The sequence below is a fragment of the Shewanella sp. Pdp11 genome (assembly GCF_002838165.1).
In the GTDB taxonomy this organism is placed as follows: Bacteria; Pseudomonadota; Gammaproteobacteria; order Enterobacterales; family Shewanellaceae; genus Shewanella; species Shewanella hafniensis.
On record NZ_CP015194.1, the window covers coordinates 4,787,812 to 4,809,073 of the forward strand.

Genomic DNA, 21,262 nt, shown 5'->3' on the forward strand with positions numbered 1-21,262 from the left:
TTTACCTTTAACTCCTGCAAGGAAAACGGGGCATTAGCGCCACGATACTGTTCATTCAGTAAAAGATACTGACAGTGACTATCGCATTTTGAGATCTGCCCACCGAAATCTCAAAAACACCTTTAGGGCCGGTCTCCGGACTTAGGCTATGTTAATCCGTAAAAATAGAATTAACGCGAGACTGACCTTTAACATTCTGACTATCGGGCTCTGTCTTGAACACACCAATCAAACGCGGTCTTCTCTCACCTTTTACCGTTGCGGGGGCAGTGCCAGAATTTCACTGGCTTCCCGATTATCTCGCGGCTTTCGCACGCAAGCACCTCAGAAGGTTGACTAAAAATTTGATTCATAGGGCACAGCCATCAATAAAACAGCGATACTCCCTTAAGGCTCAGCACATTATAGAGCCTGAGCGCGCGCATTATAGACGTCTATACGGATGAAAGTCCATCAAACTCAAGCGAACGTCTACAGTCTACTTCAAGGAGAATGGGACTAAAGCGGAGATAAAATCTTGGCTATTATCTGCCTGCAGTGGTGGTTTATCGACAGAAAAAACGGCACCTCGCATCGACTTATGCAGTAGATACAAATCTTTATTGCCACTGACAACCGTATAGTAGCCAATTTCCCCTTGAGGAATCGAAGCATAGGCTTTGGGATTCACTTGCGTGGCATTGTGGATATTGGGCATGGCTGTACAGCCTAAAATAGCCCTAAATCCCTCGTGTCCATCAACTTCAGTGTCGCCGAGCTTCTGGTACACCACTTCGCCGTCACAGGTCGATTTATAGGTCTGGGCCATCGCATCTAAAAAACGCTCTGGGCTAATACTCTCGGCCATATCCTTAAAGCCCTGCACGCAAAATAGTGCACTCCACTGGGTTAATGCTTCCTGCTCAGGCACATATTCTGCCATAAACATGCCTGCTTGCTCCTCATGATAAGCCTGCTTCCAGCCCGCAGGCAGATTGAACCCTAATTGCTGACCAAATACCGGCAATACATGGGTATGAGCAGCGCCGCTTTCGCTCCGAGCTATATCTAATGTGGCTTGAACTGGCTCTGAGCCAATTAAGCTGCAGAGTAATAACACACTGGCACCTTGAAACAATCCAATAGGTGAACACAATGCTAATTTCATACTTATCATCCTTGTATCGCACTTATAATTAATACGACATCATGAAATTGAACAGAAAACACCCAGCATTCTAACGAAGAACCTTCGCTGAAAACAGTCAAAAAGTTATATTAACTGCCACTTTAAAAGAAATAATCACTATCACGGCTTGAATAACAGGGAAATATTCCGTTTATCTGCACAGTAACGGTAAAAAGGTTAGTGCTATTCGCTAAATAACCACATTTTTACTTCAGGTTTAGGCCTTTCCTGACTCAGAATCACCAGTCTTTGCTCTGGCGTTTCGCATTGGGCAACAGGGGTAAAATCCAGCGGCTTTATTACCAACGAATCGGCAGGCGGTAGCGGAGATTTGGCAAACATCTCGTTATTCATCGACCAAGAGACCCACTCTCCCTGTTCACTGATCCCGACATACCCCTCACCCGCCTTCGCTAACCAAGTTAATCGTGGAATACGCGCTATGAGCTTCTCAACATTTTCTAGGTTAGCCCTATAACCTACTGGCACGACTTTGCCATCAGGACGGGTAAATACAAATGATGCCGAACCTGGGATGATCTTGCTTCCCTCCTGCCAATACCGATTGAGAATATCTTGAGCATAGTGAAAACCATATAGATAGGCGTAGTCACTATCATCGACCAGGATTTGCGGTACGGCATTGTCACGCAGCAACAAAAATCCCGTGCCAACACTGACAATACTGTTCACGCCTTTAATATCCGTTTGTTTGAGCCAATCGATACCACAGTTCGTTTCATTGCCCCAAAAGTGCGCCTCACCCGTTGGACTTAAGATTGCAAAAGCACAGCTATTTGACGTAATACTCGCGACATCCAGTAGCGCACTGCGAATAGAATAAACATCACTACTCTGCCCCCAAGTCACGACGCTGCCATCCTTTTTTAGAGCTGCGTAAGTTCCTTGGGTATATTCAACACTCACAACATCCATTAACTGTGGCAGCAGCTTTTTCATATTGGTTGACCGTTCAACTTGCCCCCAAATCACAGTGCTTCCGTCTTTTTTAAGAGCAGTAAAACTTCGTCCTTCAGCAAAAATATCCACGACATCAAACAGTTTATCCTGCACATGTTGGCTATTGCCGCCTTCGGGACCATAACCCCAAGTGTGCACTTTCCCATTGGCATCGAGTGCGGCTACCGCCTCACGATTAGCATAGAGTTTAGTGATGTTTGTCATTCGACTTTGCAGGACTTTGTCGAGGCTCAATTTCCCCGCTCGCCCCCAATACACCACAGTGCCATCTTCACGCAGGGCGGCAAACCCCTCCTTTACAGGCACGACTTGTTTAACCTGTTTAAGCTCCGCAGTCACTTCGCGACTATCGCCGCCACTAAAGCTATTACCCCAAGTGACCACATCACCATTGGGGGTGATAGCAGCCACTGCCATATCATTTGTTACAACGGTATTTACTGCGGGTAAATCACAGGGAATATGACGATACTGCGGACTCGGTTTTTCCTTAAATTGGATGAGTTTACCGTTATCAAACTGCAGCAATGACTCGTTATTACTTTCCACTACGGCCATAGGTTGAGGATCGCTACAGCCAGAGATTTGCATGGCAACCATGCCCGCGAGTAAAGCCTTAGGCCAAGTGATTCGATGAGTGAGCATTACTTATTTCCTTGTATTTGCTTGGAGATGTCATTCAATGTTGTGCAGCAGACAGAGCGAAGATGGAATAACCTAACATCGCCTAATGTCAAAAATGGGCAGAATTCTAGCAGCTTGTTGATAAAAAGACGAAAATGCTCACAGTTTACTCTGCAAGTGCCCTCCACAGGCTAGCGCCTAACCTATGGCATGCTATTCTAAGCATCCGGTACCGCTGTTTAAAGGAGTAACAGTATGACTCGTCACATCATTCTTGATTGCGATCCCGGCCATGACGATGCTATCGCGCTGATCTTAGCCTTAGCTCACCCAGACCTCGTTCCCCTTGCCGTCACGACTAGCGCTGGCAATCAAACCCCAGATAAAACCCTCAACAACGCCCTGCGGATCTTAACCCTGTTAAACCGTGGTGATATCCCAGTCGCAGGCGGTGCCACTAAGCCGCTAACACGTGAACTGATTATCGCCGACAATGTTCACGGTGAGACTGGCCTCGATGGCCCAGCATTACCCGAACCGAGCTTCAGTCCACAAGCCATAACAGCCGTTGAACTGATGGCGCAGCAAATCCGCCAAAGCTCTCAGCCAGTGACTTTAGTGCCTACTGGGCCGCTGACTAACATCGCCCTTTTACTGGCGAGTCACAGCGAGCTACACCCTAAAATCGAGCGTATTGTGCTAATGGGCGGCGCAGCCGGTGTCGGCAATTGGACGCCTGCCGCCGAGTTTAATATTTTTGTCGATCCCGAAGCCGCCGATATTGTCTTTAAGTCAGGTATTCCCATCACTATGTGTGGGCTCGATGTGACTCATCAGGCGCAAATCATGGATGAAGACATAGAACGCATTCGCGCAATTCAAAATCCAATTGCTCAGTGCGTCGCCGAATTATTGGATTTCTTTATGATTTACCACAGAGATCCTAAATGGGGCTTTATTGGTGCGCCATTGCACGACCCCTGCACTATCGCTTGGTTGCTTAAACCTGAACTGTTTGAAGCACAAGATTGTTGGGTCGGGATTGAAAGCCAAAGTGAGTTAACCTTAGGCATGACAGTGGTCGATCGCTATCAGCTCACAGGTAAAGCCGCCAATGCGACTGTGCTGTTTGGGATCGATAGGCAAGGCTTTGTCGATTTACTGGTAGACAGTTTACGCGTCTATGATGCAACTTATCTCAATCGCAGATAAAAATGACAGTGAGTCTTCTATGAGCCAGATACTCGTTATCGGCAGTGCAAATGCCGACCATGTGATGAAATTTGAGTACCTGCCCGCTGCAGGGCAAACCTTAATGAGCCGAGATTACCGCCTCGAACAGGGCGGCAAAGGGGCCAATCAAGCCGTCGCCTGCGCGCGCTTAGCCAAATCAGGTTCACGCACTGATTTTATCTGCCATCTCGGCCAAGACAGTATCGGCGATGATATGCGTCAAAGCTGGATGAAAGATGGCATCAGTGCGGAAGGGATCCGCCAAATAACCGGACTGAGCACTGGCACTGCCATGATTTTTATCGGTGATAACGGTGAGAATACGATTGGCGTTGCCGCAGGTGCCAACGCCAGCCTTTCACCCGATGACTTAGAAGCTCATTACGCCCTGTTTGCTAATGCGGAGTACTTGTTAACACAATTGGAAACGCCCGCTGCCACAGTGGCAAAGGCGCTGCAAATAGCCAAGAATCTTGGCGTGACGACTGTACTAAATCCTGCTCCAGCGACGGCACTTGGCCAAGATGTACTCAAGTGGGTAGATATTATTACCCCCAATGAAACCGAAGCAGAAGCATTAACGGGAGTTGAGATCAACCATATTGATGATGCACACATGGCAGCGCAACTTCTCCACCAGCAGGGAGTAAAGATTGTGGTCATTACCTTAGGTAGCCGTGGCGCATTTATCAGCAGCCCAGGTTTTAATGGGCTAATACCTGCGTTTGAAGTGCAGGCCATAGACACAGTCGCCGCAGGGGATACCTTCAATGGCGCCTTAGTTGTGGGCTTAAGCGAGGGCATGTCGATTGCTGCAGCCGTGGGATTTGCCAATGCAGCCAGTGCCATTACTGTCACTCGCCCAGGCGCACAACGTGCGATTCCCTATCGACAGGAGCTTTCGTACTAAAAACGTAAGACGTTCTGAAGTAGACGCCCTGCGTTAGAACAAAAAATTATAATTTATAAATCAAACACATAAATAATAGTTCCTGAGTACTTAGTTCACTCCAAATAAGTACTCACCTATGTTTACCGCTAACAATTTTGCCGCCAATAACGATGCAAGCTTTCAACCTAAAGTTGCATATACATAATTTACACGCTGATTTCATTCCCATTTAATGAAGATTGCTTATTCTGGTAGGCGCATGTCCGAGTCAAAAGGACTCGGCTACCCTTGTTCAACTAAGGAAGTACCAGATGAAAGCAAAAAGCACAGCTTTACGTAACGTGACCAGCACTAGCCTAATTGGCCTAGGATTATTATTCGCTAGCCAAGCGAGTGCCAACGAATGTGAACTGAAAATTGCCGCCACTGATGCAATGCAATTTGACACTAAAGAGCTGTCAGTACCTGCAAGCTGTAAAGAAGTGACCTTAACCTTAACCCACACAGGCACTTTGCCAAAAGCAGCGATGGGCCATAACTGGGTATTAACTAAGGCAGCCGATATGTCAGCCGTAGCGACCGAAGGTATGAGTGCCGGTCCTGATGCAGCCTATGTTAAAGCGGGTGATACTCGCGTTATCGCTCACACGCCATTAGTGGGCGGCGGCGAATCAACATCTATCACCTTTAGCACTGCTGGCATGAGCGCTACCGAAGCTTACCAATTCTTCTGCAGCTTCCCAGGCCACTGGGCGATTATGCAAGGTAGTTTCAAGCTAAAAGCTTAAGGTGAATGGCTTAGCCTAACGTTAAGTGATAAAAACACAAAAGCGGATCTTAGGATCCGCTTTTACATTCCAGCCATTGCATTTAGCCGTAATAATTCATCAGGGCCTTGGTTGGATAACTAATGGCGCAAAGCTCGTCATCGCATTACCGTTAGCGCCATTCAAGTTAGGATATTCAACCCCTTCCTGTAAAGTGTAATACACGTCGACAAAGTCATCGTCATTGGTGAACCAAGCATCCGGCATCACACTTAAAATACCATTGGTGATTTGCGGGATCAGCGCATAACCCTGAGCTTCAGGATCGGGGATCGACTTTAAGATCTGCTCCGCCGCTTCCAACAACTTAGTGGCCAACACTTTATAGTTAGTGCCATCGTCATGCTCCATTAGGATCATGTCCGCAGCCGCCCAACGATAACGCTCCCAATGGATGATGATTTGATTCGGATAATAGGTCGTATCCGCATAATCTAAATAGGGCATTTCGACGATATCGAGCACAGGTTCTTCACGGCTCGGGTCAACCCCAGTCACTATGCCGTAAATCTCGGCACGACCAGAAATCCACGGCTCATGATCATCCTTCAAGGATATTTGTTTGATCACTGTGGTTGAAATCGGCTTGTCTGCCACCGCCTGTGTTTGCGCACGGCTCAGTAGCACGCCCTCCTTTTTCGCCGATTGTGCTTCGGCAAACGTCGCCCGCATTACCTCTAAGCCAGCCACAAAAGCTTTTTTACTATCAATACCGACCACAAACACCGGCTGCTGCGGTAGGTTATACACGTCTAATTGATGCACTTGTCCATGAATATCAAAGGCTTCAATATAATCCCACTGACGCTCGTCACCATCGGGCTCATAGGCAAATAAAGGCGACTCACCTTGCTGCCATGGGGTTAACATGGTTTCATCTGCTAGACGCACTTGCACCAGAGAATCCGCTTTAGCACTTAAGCCCTTCACTCGGCGAATCGACGCATCGGCTTGGGTAATCACATTATCATTGAGCCTATGTTGAGACAGAATCTCATCGGCATTCACTGCCAACTGATACTGGTTTATTTCAGTCTGTAAGATAGGCGCAAGCTGCGCATATTGATGACTTAAATCTAACGCTAATGCCCGCTTAGTATTAGTTAACTGAGCTTGTGCATCCAAAGTAGAATCCTTTAGCGACGCTTGTAGCAAGCGTAACGCCTCTCCATCTAAGGCTTGGCCATAACTCAGGGTTGCCGAAGCCGACAAACACAGCAATAAACTGGATTGAAGTAGTTTCATAGGAGTTCCCTTACCTTAATAAAATTAAACGCGTGTTCGAATTCTCTACATATGACCACAGACCCGAATCCAAGTAAACCAAATGATAATAATTATCGTTATTCATTAATGGTATAGAATACGCAATAACGCTGAAACTCGCCAAAAACAAGAGAGTTATCTAAAAACAGAATAATAATGATAACGCCCTTAAATCGGCCAAAATGTGCAGAGAGAACATGAAGGAACAGGAAGAAATGAGTTGATAAGCTCATCGAGGTTGAGCGACAAAAACACAAAAGGCGGATCCTAAGATCCGCCTTTTGTTATTCATAGCCAGAGTGACGTTTCAGAACGCGTCATGCGCGCCCTAACAGTCACACTAGCTTGATAAGACAAGTTTAAACGAATGAGTGTTACTCTTCGTCGAAATCATCTTCATCAAGATCTTCGGCATCGGTTGCCGCTTCAGCCGCTAATGCTGCCGCTAATTTTGCTTTAGCTTGTTTCTCTGAACGACGTTTGTTGCGCTCAGTTAACGTGCCTAAAAACACTTGTAATTCTGTTAAGCCCCAAGCTTGCGCTTCGGCTTCGGTCGCAAAACCATCATGGCTCTTAGACACAACTGTTTTAGTTGATGTCATGCGACGAGTGATTTCAGTTTTCCAACCTTTGTCGCCCTGTGTCACGCGAAAATCGTATTTTTTGCCCTTGCTCATTCTGCTCTATTTCCTAAATGATGCTTGTCACGTTTGTCTTATCAAGCGAACCAAACGCTCATCATAAAACAAAAGGAGCGCAGTGTACTTGATTTCGGCCCAGAAAGATCGCCCAGATGAAAATATTCATGCCAGTTTCATCGACTCGTCCAGTGGAGTCAATTCTCAAGTCTAAAACAACACAGGGCATAAATCCCGCCCATCCCCTGTCTATGGCCGTTTATCGCAAGCGAGCGAGCCTAAGCTAATCGTCTTGCAAACGGTATATATTCTTGTTTATGTCATAAAAATAGGCTTTTTCAGTCACATTAACACTTTAGAGTTTCTTATTAATATTAATAATTTACATCATTACTCATAGGTAAATCTGATGAAACTACGCCCTATTTCGTCGCTCTCACTCGGCCTGTTAATTGCCACCAGCGCTTTATTAGCTGGTTGCAATAGTGACGATAACAACACAGAAGTCACGCCACCCGCTAGCAAACCTGTTCCAGCTCAAGTGGGAGAAAGACCTTTATTCCTCGTGCGTCAAATGCAAGACAGCGCACTTAAAACCCGCTTAGAGCAATGCACCACTGACAATTTTTATCGCAGCGAGTTTTCCATCGGTCACCGTGGCGCTGCGATGCAATTTCCTGAGCATACAAAGGAATCCTACCAAGCGGCTATCGATTCGGGCGCGGGGATCGTCGAGTGTGATGTCACTTTTACCGCTGATAAAGCCTTAGTTTGCCGCCACTCACAGTGCGATCTTGCCAGCACGACCAACATTTTAGCCGTGCCTGAACTGGCTAATAAATGTTCGACCCCATTCACTCCTGCTGATGCCGCCAATGGCGTCAGCGCATCGGCGACCTGTTGCACTAGCGATATCACCCTCGCCGAATTTAAGACCCTCAAAGGTAAGATGGAAGGCAGCAATCCCAAAGCGACCACTGCGGCCGAATTCATCAATGGCCCCCCAAGCTGGCGCACCGATCTCTACGCTGGCAATGGCACCTTGATGACCCACGCTGAAAGTATTGAAATGTTTAAAAAAGCCGGCGTGAAAATGACGCCAGAGCTCAAAGCCGCCAGCGTATCTATGCCTTTCGATGGTTTTACCCAGCAGGATTACGCGCAAAAAATGTTGGATGAATACACGGCAGCCGGCGTCGATGCTTCGCAAGTATTCCCGCAATCATTTATCTTAGATGACATCAAATATTGGGTCGCCAACGCACCTGAGTTTGCGAAACAAGCCGTTTTTCTCGATGACAGATACGATTACAACAGCGCCTTCGATCCACAAAATTCAGCCACTTGGTCACCATCAATGGCAGATTTGAAGACCCAAGGCGTCGAAATTATTGCGCCGCCACTCTGGGTTTTAGTCGCCTTAGATGCGGATAAGAAAATCATCCCTTCGGAATACGCTAAGGCCGCCAAAGACGCGGGGCTTAAAATCATCACTTGGTCGCTGGAACGTTCTGGTTTATTAAAGAATGGTGGCGGCTTTTATTATCAAAGCATTACCCAAGCCATAGATAACGAAGGCGATACCTTTGAATTACTCAATGTATTAGCTAAAGATGTCGGTGTGATTGGGGTGTTCTCCGACTGGCCCGCCACTGTGACTTACTATGCTAACTGTATGGATTTATAAGTCATAGATATAGAAAACAAAAAATGCGTTAACGATTGCTCGTTAACGCATTTTTTTATTGCGAAAATAGTCTAAATCTCGCCGCGAGCTATTTAAACAGGTGCTGGATATTCTTTAAATCGCCCTTACCTTCGGCAATTTCTTCCGGCGTTAAACCTGTGACTTCATGCGGGAACACTAACCAGTCTTCAGAGGCATGGATGTAATAGTCAGGCTTTAAAGGCACTGCGGTATTTTTTGGCTTGTAGTAAGGGCAAGCGATACGGATATCGGTTGGCATATTCAGGCGCATCAGTTGGCTGAGTTTTTCTTTTAATGCATGGATACTACGGCCAGAGTCAAACACGTCATCCACAATCAATAAACCATCGCTCGCGTTCGCATTTTCAACGATGTAATGCAGGCCATGAACTTTGATTTCTTTGCTTTGTTTGTCGGTGCCAATCCCATAATAGGAAGAAGTACGCACGGCAATGTGATCGGTTTCAACTTGTTTAAAGTCGAAAAATTCCTGTACCGCGATCCCGATTGGAGCGCCGCCACGCCAAATACCCACGATAAACTGCGGACGAAAGCCACTCTCATACACTTGCGAAGCTAATAAAAATGAATCTTCCAGCAATTGCTGCGCGGTAACAAAATACTTTTCTGACATGACACAGTCCCCATCACATTGATTTTATTCTTAGGTCGTTAAAGCTTATGACCCCTGTAAGGTCTGTTCGGCGGGTAAAGGTTCCCAAAACACTAAAACAGCTTGGCCTTAGCAAGTGTAGGCAGCCGCCGAATTTTGGGAGCGAATTTTATACCAAAAAAATGCGCTGTGCTGCAGTAATAGTAAGAACTTGCGTGACAACAGACATTTATTTTGCCTTTTTAGGTAAAAAGCAACAAAAAGGCCACCCTAAGGTGGCCTAAAAACAGCAAATAAATACCTGCGTTAAACGATAGGGATAATCACATGCTCGCCCACTTTTGCCTTGGCACTATAACCACGTGCCGTTGCCGCTTGGAAATCCTTCGACAGAATAGTATCCACATAATGCCAGTCGCTGCGCACCTCATCAGCGGTGAAAGTAAGCGTCATAAAGCCGCGATCTCTTAAGTTAGCGTACTTAAGATCTGGCACTAACTCGACGATCGCCGCCTCAGTTGCAGGGATCTGCTCAGCGGGCAGATTCAAATAGTACTCAAGACCTGGTGAAGACACTGAGCTGGTCGCAAACTCCACCCCAACGGTATCGCCATTCACGTCTTTAAGCTCGTTTGCCCAGGCATTATGGGTATCACCCGCGATCACGACTAGATTGAGGTTTTTCGATTTAGCCGTACCTAAAATCACTTCACGCTCGTAGGCGTAACCGTCCCAAGCATCTAAGTTGTATGGAATGGCAGGTAATTGCAGCAGTGCGATGACTTCTGGCGTGAGTAAGGCTTGATTGGCTTGAAGATATTGCAGCTCTTGGGCGGTCAGCGTCGGGTCATTTGCCGCCGCACGCGCCGCTAACTTAGCTAACGCGCCTAACATAGCATACTGAGGAATGCTCATCTGCTGCGTCGCAATCGCCGCCGGCAATGACATCTTGCCCATCAAAATCTGTTGCCCTAACACCTGCCACTTGCCCGTTGCTTGCAGCAAAGTGCCCTGCAGCCATAATAATTGCGTCAGACCCAGCATAGTGCGAGTAGTCGAAGTCACATCGGCAAGGAAACGCTCGCCCGCAAACGAACCCGTTGTGGGATCCATATAATCGGCATAATCGAGCTGCTTATCACGGGCCAATACGCGGGTATCGAGCATGTGCAGGTCGACAAGATTACCGTAACTGAAGCTGCGGTAAATCTCTTCATGGTTCCCTTCGCGCCATGGGCGAATAGGCAACCATTCGAAATAAGCTTGCAGTGCCGCCTCTTTGCGGACGGCAAAATCGCCTTCGCCTTCATTATGATTCTCAGCGCCATCACGCCAAGTATCGTTGGCCACTTCGTGGTCATCCCACACTGTGATAAAAGGCACTTTCGCGTGTAACTTTTGCAGGCTCGCATCGGTATGGTACTGACCATAACGGGTGCGGTAATCACCCAATGTCAGCAGCTCGGTGGCCGGTAAGACTTCACGGCCAAGCTCTGCAGCATGCTCACTGGCATAACCGCCACGGGCATATTCATAGATGTAATCGCCTAAATGCACCACAGCATCTAAATCATCCTGCGCCGCCGCTAACTCATAGACGTTAAAGTATCCGGCAGGAAAGTTCGCACAGGACATCACGGCTAATTTGACTGAGCTTACGTCACCCTCAGGCAGAGTGCGGGTTTTACCCACGACAGAGGTTTTATCACCCGTCATAAAGCGGTAAAAGTAGGTTTGACCTGCACGTAAGCCGCGGGCATCAATCTTAACCGTGTAGTCACGGCTCGCATTAGTGACAGTCTCACCTGTGGTCACTAATTGACTAAAGGCCGCATCGCTTGCCACTTGCCAGCTCACTTTTACATCGCCCTCAGACTCAGGCGTGACACGGGTCCAAAGGATCACAGCGTCAATCGCCGGATCGCCACTGGCAATTCCATGTAAAAATTGTGCAGGTACAGAATTATCATTATTACTATCACTACAGCCCATCAAGCCGTAAGAGATCACAGCAACGCCAACACCTTTGGCCGACATAGCCAAAAAGTCACGACGAGTTACGGTACGATTCATTATTATTATTCCTTGTTAGAAAAGGCTTCACTGGTATGAGGTCTAATGAGACCCCGATTGTGAGACATCACTGTTACACATTTGTGACATCTTTGTCAGCCTTTTATGATTTCTATCAATTCAAATACTTATACTGAATGACGTACTTTATTTAAGCAGGGCTAGCGCAGCGAACAAGGAAGCTGCTAACATCGGTGCAGGCTAACGCAGCGTGTTAAATGCACGCCTAAGAATGGCAAGAAAAGGAATTTAACAATGAAAGTCAGCGATATTATGAGTGATCAAGTCATCTGCATCAGCGATGGCGCCAGCTTGAAAGATGCCCACCATTTGATGCAAACCCGTGGCGTACGCCACTTACCTGTGATATCTGAAATGGATGGCACCCTCGTTGGCGTACTCACCCATAAAAAGATGATCGCCAGCGTGATGACTATGTTGAATAAATACGGCCAAGGCGCGCTCGATCGTAAGGAGCGATACACGCCGATCACAACCGTGATGGACCAAGACTTTCAGCATCTTACCGCCGACGAGCCCTTAACTGTGGTGGTGGAATATTTTATCGAAAACAAACTCGGCTGCTTGCCCGTTGTCGATGTTGATAAAAAGGTACTCGGTATCGTCACTTCATCCGACTTTATCAAGCTGTGTCGTACCCTGCTGCAACAGCAAAGTTAAGCTTATCGAGCAAAAAGCGCGGCCAATATTTGCTGCGCTTCCCATTCATCTCACCAAAACTACACTGCAGTCGCAGGCGGTATTCGAGTAAAACGCTGCCAGCGGCACGAGCGCCAGCGATACACCATAATCAGGCCGCGGATCCATTCATCTGCCGCAACGGCAAGCCATGCTGCAAGCACGCCGTAACCTAAATGCAAGCCAAAGAACCATGCCAATAGCACGCCAATGCCCCACATGCTAAAGAGGCCAACCCGCACAGGGAACGCCACATCACCCGCGCCCTTGAGCGCCGAGATAATCACCAGATTAAACACTCGCCCTGTTTCAAGGGCTATGGAACCCGCAAGCAATAACGCTGTTAGTTGGATGACTTCTTCGTTTTCACTCAACCAGCCGACAATAACGAATCGCTGCCAGTAGAAGACTAATACTATGGTCAGTGAAGCCACAAAGCCCACCAAACAGTAACGCTGCACCCGAGTGGTGATTTCATCGAACCATTGTTTACCTACATAGTATCCGGTCTGAATTTGCGTCGCTTGCCCGAGTGCTACCGCAAAACAATAGATAAAACGGCTAATATTCAAGCCATAGGTGTAGGCCGTGAGCGATAAAGTGCCCATCTGACTGATAAAATAGATAATGGTCATCTGAGCTACATTGTAAGACAGCATCTCGCCAGCATTGAGCAAGCCGATACGCATCACGCTCCAATAAGTGCTGCGCGGTAAAAGCTTAAGTCGTTGCAGTGGCAACGGGATCTTTTTATAGCGGATCACCATCAGCATGATCACAGCGCCGATGATCTGGCTGGTGACGGTGGAAATTGCCACCCCTGTTACCCCATAAACAGGCAAGCCAAAGGGAGAATACAGGGCAATATAATTACCGATGACGTTCATCAAGCCTGTGCTTGAGGTAACTAACATGGCCGAGCGGGTAAAGCCGTAACTTCTTAAAATCGCGGCAAAAGCGATGTTCATGACCAAGCCAATGCTTAAGCTGCCGCAAATCACTAAGTAGTCATATCCAAAGCCTGCCACATCGTGTTCAAGCGCAAACAGGCCGATAATCCCCTTAGCACCAAAGAACATAGATGCGCCCAAGATCAAGGCGAGTCCTAAGCTCAATGCGACACTTGCCACCCCGATATCGACCGCCTGTTGCGATTGGCCTGCGCCATTGTTCTGGCTAATCAAGATGCTCGCACCTGTGCTCACCATCATGGACATGACCATCATGAAGAACATCAGCTGAGTCGTGAGTCCCACTGCCGCTACCGCGTTATCGGAATAATGGCTGAGCATAAAAATGTCGCTAATCCCAAGCAGTGATTGCAGCAAGGTCTCGACAAAAATCGGCCAAGTGAGGGCGACTATGCTCATGCGTTGTTGCAATGTTTTGGGTGCTTTAGCCACGAAGAATTCCTGCAAATAGAGTACGGATAACGATGTGAGCGCTGGCTCAATGTGTCGCTCAAACGGTATCTTGGCAACCTATATTTTAGCCAAGATACTGAAAGCAACTTTCATAAATAGACAACCTAGTGCTAACTAACACACAATCAGGCGGAAATCTAAGCGCATAAAGCCTGTCAGTCAATTTAGTTGGTAATTTTCTTACATGGCACACTACAACTCAATCTGTGATCGTGAAAAAGATGCAGGCTGCAACCGTATTCATTACTGAGTTAATGCCAAAGTTAATTTCCGCCATCATGATAAGCCCATAACAAAGCTCATAGCTGAGCATTAATCTTGGCTACCAATTCCGTTAAGCTGCCGATAAACTCTGCCCATTGCAGAACAGCCGAGCGCACTGAACATTGAGGGAGTATTAAATGAGCCAACTCTATTTAGAAGAGGGAATTAAACAATTGGTTAGTGAGTTTATCGCGGCGGGTTGTCCATCGGTGCGAGAGCAGACCATTGAGCAACGTAGGCAAGGTTATATCGCAAGCACGGTACTCGCAGGCGAAGCGGAAGAGGTGTTCGAGATGCGCGCAGTTTCTATCGATGGCGCAGAATTGACCCTGTTCAAACCTTCGGCAGTAAACGATTTACCCGTTGTCATTTACTACCATGGCGGCTGTTTTGTCAGTGGCGGCGTTGAAACCCACAATCAACAACTGCGTAAACTCGCCAATGATGCTGGCGCACTGGTGATTGCCGTTCGCTATCGCCTCGCCCCAGAACATGTTTATCCCGCCGCCCACGACGATGCCTGCCATGCCGCCGAGGTCATTTATGAGCATTGCCAACAATGGGGTGGCGATAACACCAATATCACCCTGATGGGCGACAGCGCCGGCGGCCATTTAGCCCTAGTCACTTGCCTACGTTTAAAAGCCAAAGGGCAATGGTTGCCACAAAAACAAGTACTTATCTATCCAATGCTCGATGCCACCGCTAAAAGCCAAAGCTATAGCGACAATGGCGAGAAATATATTATTACCCGCGACACCTTGCTCACTGGATTTGATCTGTATCTAGATTGGCACCCCAGAACCGATGCCGAAGCCAGCCCGCTGCGAAGCACTGACCTAGCAGGACTGCCCGAAACCCATATCATCACAGCTGAATTTGATCCGCTCGTCGATGAAGGAGAACAGCTATTTAGGCATCTATTAGAGGCTGGCGTCAATGCCCACTGCCGCCGCTATCTTGGGGTGATCCATGGCTTCTTTCAACTCTCGGGAGTGAGCCGTTCCGCTCGGGATGCTATGGTGCAAGTGAGCAATATAGTGAAGAGTGCTTAACGCCATCTTTGATAGTGAATTCCTACATAAAAAAGGCTTTCTATCTAGATAGAAAGCCTTTTTAACCATTTGATATTCTGACTTAAACGGCTTTTTTTCGATACGCCAAAAACAACAAGACTATACCTACGGCTAAAAACGGTAAGCTGAGCAGTTGCCCCGCACTTAGCACAGATTCAGAGTAAGCCGCTTGGCTGACTTTAATCGATTCAATCGCAATTCGCGCACTAAACACCGACACCAGAAACAGGCCAAAAATCGCGCCATGCCGTTGTTTAATCTGCGTAAATTGATACAGAGCATAAAGCACGACAAAGATAGCCAAATAGGCAAAAGCCTCATAAAGCTGCGCCGGATGCCTTGGCAACATATCAACACGGGCAAATATAATGCCCCAAGGTTGAGTCGTTGGATCGCCTAAAATCTCTGAGTTGGCAAAGTTCGCCATACGCACAAAAAAGCCAAAAATGGCGGTGGCGATCGCGAGTCTATCCAACAAAAACAGGAAGGGCAGCTTCACTTTGCGTTGGTAATAATACAGCGCCAGAATCGCCCCTAAACCTCCACCGTGGCTGGCGAGCCCACCTTCCCAAATCGCCAAAATCTTCAGCGGATGGGCAAAGTAATAAGCCGGATCATAAAAAATACAATGGGCCAAACGCGCGCCCACTATGATGCCAACCACACAATAAATCAGCAGATTATCAAGGGACTCGACATCGAGATTTTCCTTGATATAAATCCGCTTCATCACCTGAAAACCGGCAGTGATGGCAACAGCAAACAAAACTCCATACCAATGTATTTTTAGTCCCATAAACGAGATTAATACAGGATCGAGCTCCCACACTAAGTGTTCCAAATTCAATTACTCCTAACACTTGGTACATAGAGGTACGCCAAAAAGCCTGTTTTACGTGGTTAAACGCCAATAGACAAGCCTTGTCGCGGGGATATCTTACTATTGAACCAAATTTAACGACACTGAGTAGCGCCGAATTAGCAGAATGATGCAATTTCGACCGAATCGAACTCTCACTCATTAATGGGTTAATTCACGCACTAATGGACGCGCTTTTTTTCACCACTAGCGGCTCAGACGTTTGATGATTTCGCTGTGCTGTGGATAGTGGGCTAGTAACGTTTTTTGGCTAAATAGCTCGAAATCATCGAAGGTAAAACCGGGGGACACCATGCAGCCCACGAGCGAAAAACCGGGTTGATTCATGGCTGAACCAAAGATACAGCCCTTAGGGACTAAAAACTGTGGTCGCTCACCCGCCGCTAAATTAAGCCCTAATTGCGCCGTGGTTAACACGCCATCAGGGTCAATCATATAAATGGTGAGCGATTGTCCTGCATGGAAGTACCACATTTCATCGGCGGTTAGTCGGTGAAAGTGGGAAACCTCCCCCGTGCGCAGTAAAAAATAGATACTGCTCCATAATGCCCGAGTCTGATCAAACGGCGTTTCAGAACGATAGGATGAGCGGTAATAGCCACCCTCAACATGCTGTTCTAGCGCTAAATGTTCAATAAAATCATCGGCAGTGTGCATGATAAATCCCTGGATAAAATTAAAACCGCAATTGAGCTTCTAAGTCTACTCGAAAATCATCTGCCCACTAAGCGCCATAATTGAGCTTTTTGAACATGAGCACACACGCCAAAGCAAAACGTCACTTAAGAGTCATTATGATAGGCAAAGTACGAGTAATGGCTTTGTGGTATCAATCGCGTGAGTGACTTGGCAAAATCATGACGACAAATAAATTGTACGCCGTGCCGTAATGATTTGTTGTTCAAACCCAAAGCGGCTAGATTATAAAGAGTTAGCAGTATCCATTAGCTAAAGTTCCAGAGAGCGGCTCATAATGAAGACTTGCAGACCTAAACTCGGGTTGAATGACTTTCCACAGGGATGTTAATTGATGATCAATATTGAACAGATGGCGTTAGTCCTAGATGCACTGCCAGACCCTGCCTTAATATTGTCAAAAAGTGGTCGGTACGTGGCAGTATTTGGTGGTAAAGATGGGCGTTATTACCACGATGGCAGTGGCTTAGTCGGCTTGTACCTTACCGATGTATTAAACCCCAATAAAACAAATTACTTCTTAGGCATTATTGAGCAAGCCTTGGCTAGCCGAACATTACTGATTGAGGAATATGAACTTAGCAATAAAGATGTCAAAGGCTTGCCCGATGCGGGCCCAGATAAACCCATTTGGTTTGAGGGGCGAATTCAGGCGTTAGATTTTCTCGTCAATGATGAACCTGTGGTGCTCTGGGTCGCCAGTAATATTTCAAAGCGGCATGAGCTTGAACTACAACTGCGTCAGCTCAGCGATACCGATCAGCTCACAGGGTTATATAATCGCCGCCGCTTAGAACGTGACTTAATCGTTCAATTCGACACTTTTCAGCGCCACCGTACGCCCACCTCAATCTTGATCCTCGATTTAGACCACTTAAAGTCCATCAATGATCAGCTAGGTCACTATGCTGGCGATCAAATTATCATCGCAGTTGCCGAAACCTGTCGCACTCAATTTAGAAAAACTGACAGTGCGTATCGTTTTGGTGGTGATGAATTTGTGATTGCCCTGCCCGGTGTCGAGCATTCGCAAGCGGTTGAATTTGCAGAATACCTCTGCGATTGCTTTTACACTGAACTGCAAAAATATGCGGTTAAAGACTTATTTGCCACAGTAAGTATCGGGGTTGCCAGTATAGAAGCATTGGATACTTCCTATGAAGACACGCTTAAGCGGGCCGATGCCGCCTTGTATCAAGCTAAACGTAACGGTAAAAATCGAGTTATCTCAAATACCGCCTGAGCTGGGTTGAACATTTCAAACCACACATAGCAATAACAAGCGCCCTTAATAAGTGATAGCCACAAGTGCTCATAAGCAGCACGCATCAAAAGGCAGCCAACAAAAAAGCGAACCCTAAGGTTCGCTTTTAAACACATTAAGCTAATGCTAAATAACAGAATTAATTCGCGTCTTTCGCAGCTTTACGGGCTTGATGCAGTTTTTTATAGCTTTCAATCAATCTTAAATGCGGCTCAATACCTTCGAGCTGCATGCTGGTCTTAGTTAAACCGCTAAAACGTATTTTTCCTGTAACACTGCCAACCACTTGCTCCATCACTTCCTCACCAAACATACGGGTGAAGTTATGGATAAAATCATCAAGTTCTAACTCTTCATCTAAGGTCACTTCCAGCACAGCATTCATGGCTTGATAAAACAGGCCGCGTTTAACGGTATTGTCGTTAAACTGCAGGAACTCACCGACTAGCTCAATCGCGTCTTCGTGCGCACCGAGTGCCAAATAAATCAGGATCTTAAGCTCGATAATCGTGAGCTGACCCCAAACGGTATTTTCATCAAATACAATGCCGATTAAGGTGCGAATATCCGTGTAGTTATCGAGTTGGCTTTCTTCTAAACGATTGACCAAATTAGCCAATTGCTTAGTGCTTAACGAATGCAGATTTAGAATATCTTCACGGTACGCCAGCGCCTTGTTGGTATTATCCCAAATCAAGTCATCAACTGGATAAATCTCCGAATAATCAGGAACTAAAATACGACACGCCGATGCGCCTAAATCGGTAAACTCGGCGATATACACCTCTTTACCTAACGCTTCTAAGATGCCAAACAGGCCATCGGCTTCTTCTTCGCTGGTGCCAGAAAAATCCCATTCGCAGAATTCATAATCAAATTTACTGCTAAAGAAGCGCCATGAAATCACTCCTGTTGAATCAATAAAATGCTCAACAAAGTTTTCAGGCTCGCTGACCGCCATGCTGTTAAAGGTTGGTTTTGGCACGTCGTTTAAGCCTTCGAAGCTACGGCCTTGCAACAGCTCAGTTAAGCTGCGCTCTAGTGCCACTTCAAAGCTTGGGTGCGCACCAAATGAGGCAAACACGCCGCCGGTTTTCGGGTTCATCAGGGTCACGCACATCACAGGGAACTGGCCGCCGAGTGAGGCATCTTTGACCACAACCGGGAAGCCCTGCTCTTCTAAACCCTTAATGCCCGCGAGGATGCTTGGGTACTTTTCGAGTACAGACATAGGCACATCTGGCAATACAATTTCTAGCTCAATGATTTGACGTTTCACCGCACGCTCGAAAATCTCTGACAAGCACTGCACATGGGCTTCTTGCAGATTATTACCCGCACTCATGCCATTGCTTAAGAACAAGTTTTCAATCAGGTTCGATGGGAAATAAACCGTTTCACCGTCAGATTTACGGGTGTAAGGAATCGCACAGATACCGCGCTTAACATTACCTGAGTTGGTATCAATCAAGTGCGAACCGCACAGCTCATCGTCTGGGTTATAAATCTCTAAACAATAGTCATCCAGAATTCCCGCTGGCAGCGTATCGTCTTCTTCTAATGCAAACCACTTTTCATTGGGATAATGCACAAATTCGCTATTAGCAATTTCGGTACCAAAGAATTGATCATTATAGAAAAAGTTGTTATTTAACCTCTCAATAAACTCGCCGAGTGCCGAGCACAGTGCGCTTTCTTTGGTCGCGCCTTTACCATTGGTAAAACACATGGGCGATGCCGCGTCACGAATATGCAGCGACCACACGTTCGGCACTATGTTACGCCATGATGAGATCTCAATCTTCATCCCAAGCTCGGCGAGCATGCCCGTCATATTGGCAATGGTCTGCTCCAGCGGCAGATCTTTGCCCAGAATAAAGGTGCTCGATGCGCCATTAGGCTGGCCCATCAGCATAGCATTGGCGTCTGCGTCTAAGTTCTCAACGGTTTCAATCTTAAATTCTGGACCCGTTTGCACCACTTTTTTAACGGTACAACGGTCAATTGAGCGCAAAATACCTTCGCGATCTTTATCGGAAATATCTTCTGGTAACTCAACTTGAATTTGGAAAATCTGGTTGTAGCGATCTTCTGGATCGACAATATTGTTCTGCGACAGTCTAATGTTATCCGTTGGAATATCACGGGCTTTGCAATATACCTTCACGAAATAGGCCGCACACAGGGCTGACGACGCTAAGAAATAATCAAACGGACTAGGAGCAGAACCATCACCTTTGTAGCGGATCGGTTGATCGGCGGTCACGGTAAAATCATCAAACTTGGCTTCAAGTCTAAGATTGTCGAGAAAATTAACTTTGATTTCCATTGAATATGATTTCCACTAAATATGCGAGTCTGTAGCAGCCCATCGTCCAAGTCGCGTCATTGGTAATGAGTCATTAAGGGTGAATTATCGGTGTTTTTGGCCCATTAGTCTTGGGTTAATTATGTTAAAAACCACAATCAGGGCATTTGCGACTGAGCTTAGTGGGTTGAGTAGCGGGTTTGAGTTGGGGCTTAAACTAAATAACAGGAAGGCCAAGTAAGCCAATCGGTCGCAGAGTGACACTCTGTGCGAGAAAAATTATGGATGTTTTTCAGTCTCTCGCTTAACTAACAGAAAGGTTAAATACATCTTAGTGGGTAATGACAAGACCATGCCAAAGGCGACACACATAGCGCTGATAATAATCCCTTGCACGCCCATCGCCTCAACGGTTTCATTAAAGTTATGCAGATAAATACCCAGCGCAATAAGACAAATACCCACACTAATGCAAATTTTCAGCGTTAAAATCAGCTTTTCATTCGTCACTGTTCCGCCCTTACCCTTTGCCGCTATGTCGCTATGCTACTGGTCCGCTGCAAATCAGATATCCGCTCAAGGTTTGCAAAATTCTAGCCACCATTTGCATCAAGTTTAACTAATATAG

18 protein-coding genes and 1 riboswitch are annotated in these 21,262 nt (G+C 46.7%); of the genes, 7 read left to right on the forward strand and 11 right to left on the reverse strand.

Features of this window, described 5'->3' with window-relative positions; translation table 11 throughout:
- Positions 1-109: 109 nt before the first annotated feature.
- A riboswitch (cobalamin riboswitch) is annotated at positions 110-342 on the reverse strand.
- Between the two features lie 136 nt (positions 343-478).
- Both AYJ58_RS21035 and AYJ58_RS21040 read right to left on the reverse strand, forming a co-directional pair.
- Positions 479-1,147, reverse strand: coding sequence for a hypothetical protein (locus AYJ58_RS21035; protein WP_106651600.1), 669 nt, complete (start codon positions 1,145-1,147; stop codon positions 479-481).
- Between the two features lie 204 nt (positions 1,148-1,351).
- Complete coding sequence (locus AYJ58_RS21040; protein WP_106651601.1) at positions 1,352-2,794, reverse strand: hypothetical protein; 1,443 nt, start codon at positions 2,792-2,794, stop codon at positions 1,352-1,354.
- A 234-nt stretch (positions 2,795-3,028) separates the two neighbouring features.
- Between AYJ58_RS21040 and rihA the strand changes: the two genes are divergently transcribed.
- From rihA to azu, 3 genes are all read left to right on the forward strand, one after another.
- On the forward strand, positions 3,029-3,985 hold the full coding sequence (gene rihA, locus AYJ58_RS21045; RefSeq protein ID WP_106651602.1) for a pyrimidine-specific ribonucleoside hydrolase RihA: 957 nt from the start codon (positions 3,029-3,031) through the stop codon (positions 3,983-3,985).
- Positions 3,986-4,004: 19 nt separating this feature from the next.
- On the forward strand, positions 4,005-4,916 hold the full coding sequence (gene rbsK / locus AYJ58_RS21050) for a ribokinase (protein WP_106651895.1): 912 nt from the start codon (positions 4,005-4,007) through the stop codon (positions 4,914-4,916).
- A gap of 293 nt (positions 4,917-5,209) precedes the next feature.
- The gene (azu, locus tag AYJ58_RS21055) at positions 5,210-5,686 is read left to right on the forward strand and encodes an azurin (RefSeq protein ID WP_106651603.1); all 477 of its coding nucleotides are present in this window, start codon (positions 5,210-5,212) and stop codon (positions 5,684-5,686) included.
- 99 nt (positions 5,687-5,785) lie between these two features.
- On the opposite strand, the gene AYJ58_RS21060 is transcribed toward azu, so the two are convergent.
- Positions 5,786-6,970 carry a DUF3103 domain-containing protein gene (locus tag AYJ58_RS21060; RefSeq protein ID WP_106651604.1) on the reverse strand — a complete coding sequence of 395 codons (1,185 nt, stop codon included), beginning with the start codon at positions 6,968-6,970 and terminating at the stop codon, positions 5,786-5,788.
- Positions 6,971-7,365: 395 nt separating this feature from the next.
- The gene (locus tag AYJ58_RS21070; protein WP_006080221.1) at positions 7,366-7,668 is read right to left on the reverse strand and encodes a DUF3622 domain-containing protein; all 303 of its coding nucleotides are present in this window, start codon (positions 7,666-7,668) and stop codon (positions 7,366-7,368) included.
- Between the two features lie 370 nt (positions 7,669-8,038).
- Between AYJ58_RS21070 and AYJ58_RS21075 the strand changes: the two genes are divergently transcribed.
- A complete protein-coding gene (locus AYJ58_RS21075) occupies positions 8,039-9,316 on the forward strand; it encodes a glycerophosphodiester phosphodiesterase family protein (RefSeq protein WP_106651605.1) in 1,278 nt (425 codons plus the stop codon).
- 88 nt (positions 9,317-9,404) lie between these two features.
- Here AYJ58_RS21075 and AYJ58_RS21080 read toward each other — a convergent pair whose 3' ends face one another.
- Together AYJ58_RS21080 and AYJ58_RS21085 are read right to left on the reverse strand one after the other, a co-directional pair.
- Positions 9,405-9,971, reverse strand: a complete 567-nt coding sequence (locus tag AYJ58_RS21080; RefSeq protein WP_028759331.1) for a phosphoribosyltransferase — start codon at positions 9,969-9,971, stop codon at positions 9,405-9,407.
- A gap of 285 nt (positions 9,972-10,256) precedes the next feature.
- Positions 10,257-12,023 (reverse strand): alkaline phosphatase D family protein, encoded by a 1,767-nt coding sequence (locus AYJ58_RS21085; RefSeq protein ID WP_106651606.1) that lies wholly within the window; start codon positions 12,021-12,023, stop codon positions 10,257-10,259.
- A gap of 255 nt (positions 12,024-12,278) precedes the next feature.
- Between AYJ58_RS21085 and AYJ58_RS21090 the strand changes: the two genes are divergently transcribed.
- Positions 12,279-12,704: a CBS domain-containing protein gene (locus tag AYJ58_RS21090; RefSeq protein ID WP_106651607.1), complete on the forward strand. Its 426-nt coding sequence runs from the start codon at positions 12,279-12,281 to the stop codon at positions 12,702-12,704.
- Between the two features lie 59 nt (positions 12,705-12,763).
- Here AYJ58_RS21090 and AYJ58_RS21095 read toward each other — a convergent pair whose 3' ends face one another.
- Positions 12,764-14,125: an MATE family efflux transporter gene (locus AYJ58_RS21095; RefSeq protein ID WP_106651608.1), complete on the reverse strand. Its 1,362-nt coding sequence runs from the start codon at positions 14,123-14,125 to the stop codon at positions 12,764-12,766.
- A gap of 422 nt (positions 14,126-14,547) precedes the next feature.
- Between AYJ58_RS21095 and AYJ58_RS21100 the strand changes: the two genes are divergently transcribed.
- Complete coding sequence (locus tag AYJ58_RS21100; RefSeq protein WP_106651609.1) at positions 14,548-15,465, forward strand: alpha/beta hydrolase; 918 nt, start codon at positions 14,548-14,550, stop codon at positions 15,463-15,465.
- 82 nt (positions 15,466-15,547) lie between these two features.
- Here AYJ58_RS21100 and lgt read toward each other — a convergent pair whose 3' ends face one another.
- Positions 15,548-16,327, reverse strand: a complete 780-nt coding sequence (gene lgt / locus AYJ58_RS21105) for a prolipoprotein diacylglyceryl transferase (RefSeq protein ID WP_106651610.1) — start codon at positions 16,325-16,327, stop codon at positions 15,548-15,550.
- 225 nt (positions 16,328-16,552) lie between these two features.
- Positions 16,553-17,023, reverse strand: coding sequence for a cupin domain-containing protein (locus AYJ58_RS21110; RefSeq protein ID WP_106651611.1), 471 nt, complete (start codon positions 17,021-17,023; stop codon positions 16,553-16,555).
- Positions 17,024-17,396: 373 nt separating this feature from the next.
- Between AYJ58_RS21110 and AYJ58_RS21115 the strand changes: the two genes are divergently transcribed.
- On the forward strand, positions 17,397-18,305 hold the full coding sequence (locus AYJ58_RS21115) for a GGDEF domain-containing protein (RefSeq protein WP_106651612.1): 909 nt from the start codon (positions 17,397-17,399) through the stop codon (positions 18,303-18,305).
- Positions 18,306-18,465: 160 nt separating this feature from the next.
- Here the strand turns inward: AYJ58_RS21115 and AYJ58_RS21120 are convergent, their stop codons facing one another.
- Positions 18,466-20,655, reverse strand: coding sequence for an OsmC domain/YcaO domain-containing protein (locus AYJ58_RS21120; protein ID WP_106651613.1), 2,190 nt, complete (start codon positions 20,653-20,655; stop codon positions 18,466-18,468).
- Positions 20,656-20,913: 258 nt separating this feature from the next.
- Positions 20,914-21,144 (reverse strand): hypothetical protein, encoded by a 231-nt coding sequence (locus AYJ58_RS21125; protein WP_106651614.1) that lies wholly within the window; start codon positions 21,142-21,144, stop codon positions 20,914-20,916.
- Positions 21,145-21,262 lie beyond the last annotated feature (118 nt).

Bases quoted from the DNA above. Each gene is read 5' to 3' on its own strand.
- AYJ58_RS21110 (WP_106651611.1), bottom strand. From the start codon at position 17,023: ATGCACACTGCCGATGATTTTATTGAACATTTAGCGCTAGAACAGCAT.
- AYJ58_RS21120 (WP_106651613.1), bottom strand. From the start codon at position 20,655: ATGGAAATCAAAGTTAATTTTCTCGACAATCTTAGACTTGAAGCCAAG.
- rihA (WP_106651602.1), top strand. From the start codon at position 3,029: ATGACTCGTCACATCATTCTTGATTGCGATCCCGGCCATGACGATGCT.
- AYJ58_RS21075 (WP_106651605.1), top strand. From the start codon at position 8,039: ATGAAACTACGCCCTATTTCGTCGCTCTCACTCGGCCTGTTAATTGCC.
- AYJ58_RS21090 (WP_106651607.1), top strand. From the start codon at position 12,279: ATGAAAGTCAGCGATATTATGAGTGATCAAGTCATCTGCATCAGCGAT.
- AYJ58_RS21070 (WP_006080221.1), bottom strand. From the start codon at position 7,668: ATGAGCAAGGGCAAAAAATACGATTTTCGCGTGACACAGGGCGACAAA.
- AYJ58_RS21040 (WP_106651601.1), bottom strand. From the start codon at position 2,794: ATGCTCACTCATCGAATCACTTGGCCTAAGGCTTTACTCGCGGGCATG.
- rbsK (WP_106651895.1), top strand. From the start codon at position 4,005: ATGAGCCAGATACTCGTTATCGGCAGTGCAAATGCCGACCATGTGATG.
- AYJ58_RS21085 (WP_106651606.1), bottom strand. From the start codon at position 12,023: ATGAATCGTACCGTAACTCGTCGTGACTTTTTGGCTATGTCGGCCAAA.
- azu (WP_106651603.1), top strand. From the start codon at position 5,210: ATGAAAGCAAAAAGCACAGCTTTACGTAACGTGACCAGCACTAGCCTA.
- AYJ58_RS21060 (WP_106651604.1), bottom strand. From the start codon at position 6,970: ATGAAACTACTTCAATCCAGTTTATTGCTGTGTTTGTCGGCTTCGGCA.
- AYJ58_RS21100 (WP_106651609.1), top strand. From the start codon at position 14,548: ATGAGCCAACTCTATTTAGAAGAGGGAATTAAACAATTGGTTAGTGAG.
- AYJ58_RS21115 (WP_106651612.1), top strand. From the start codon at position 17,397: ATGATCAATATTGAACAGATGGCGTTAGTCCTAGATGCACTGCCAGAC.
- AYJ58_RS21035 (WP_106651600.1), bottom strand. From the start codon at position 1,147: ATGAAATTAGCATTGTGTTCACCTATTGGATTGTTTCAAGGTGCCAGT.
- AYJ58_RS21080 (WP_028759331.1), bottom strand. From the start codon at position 9,971: ATGTCAGAAAAGTATTTTGTTACCGCGCAGCAATTGCTGGAAGATTCA.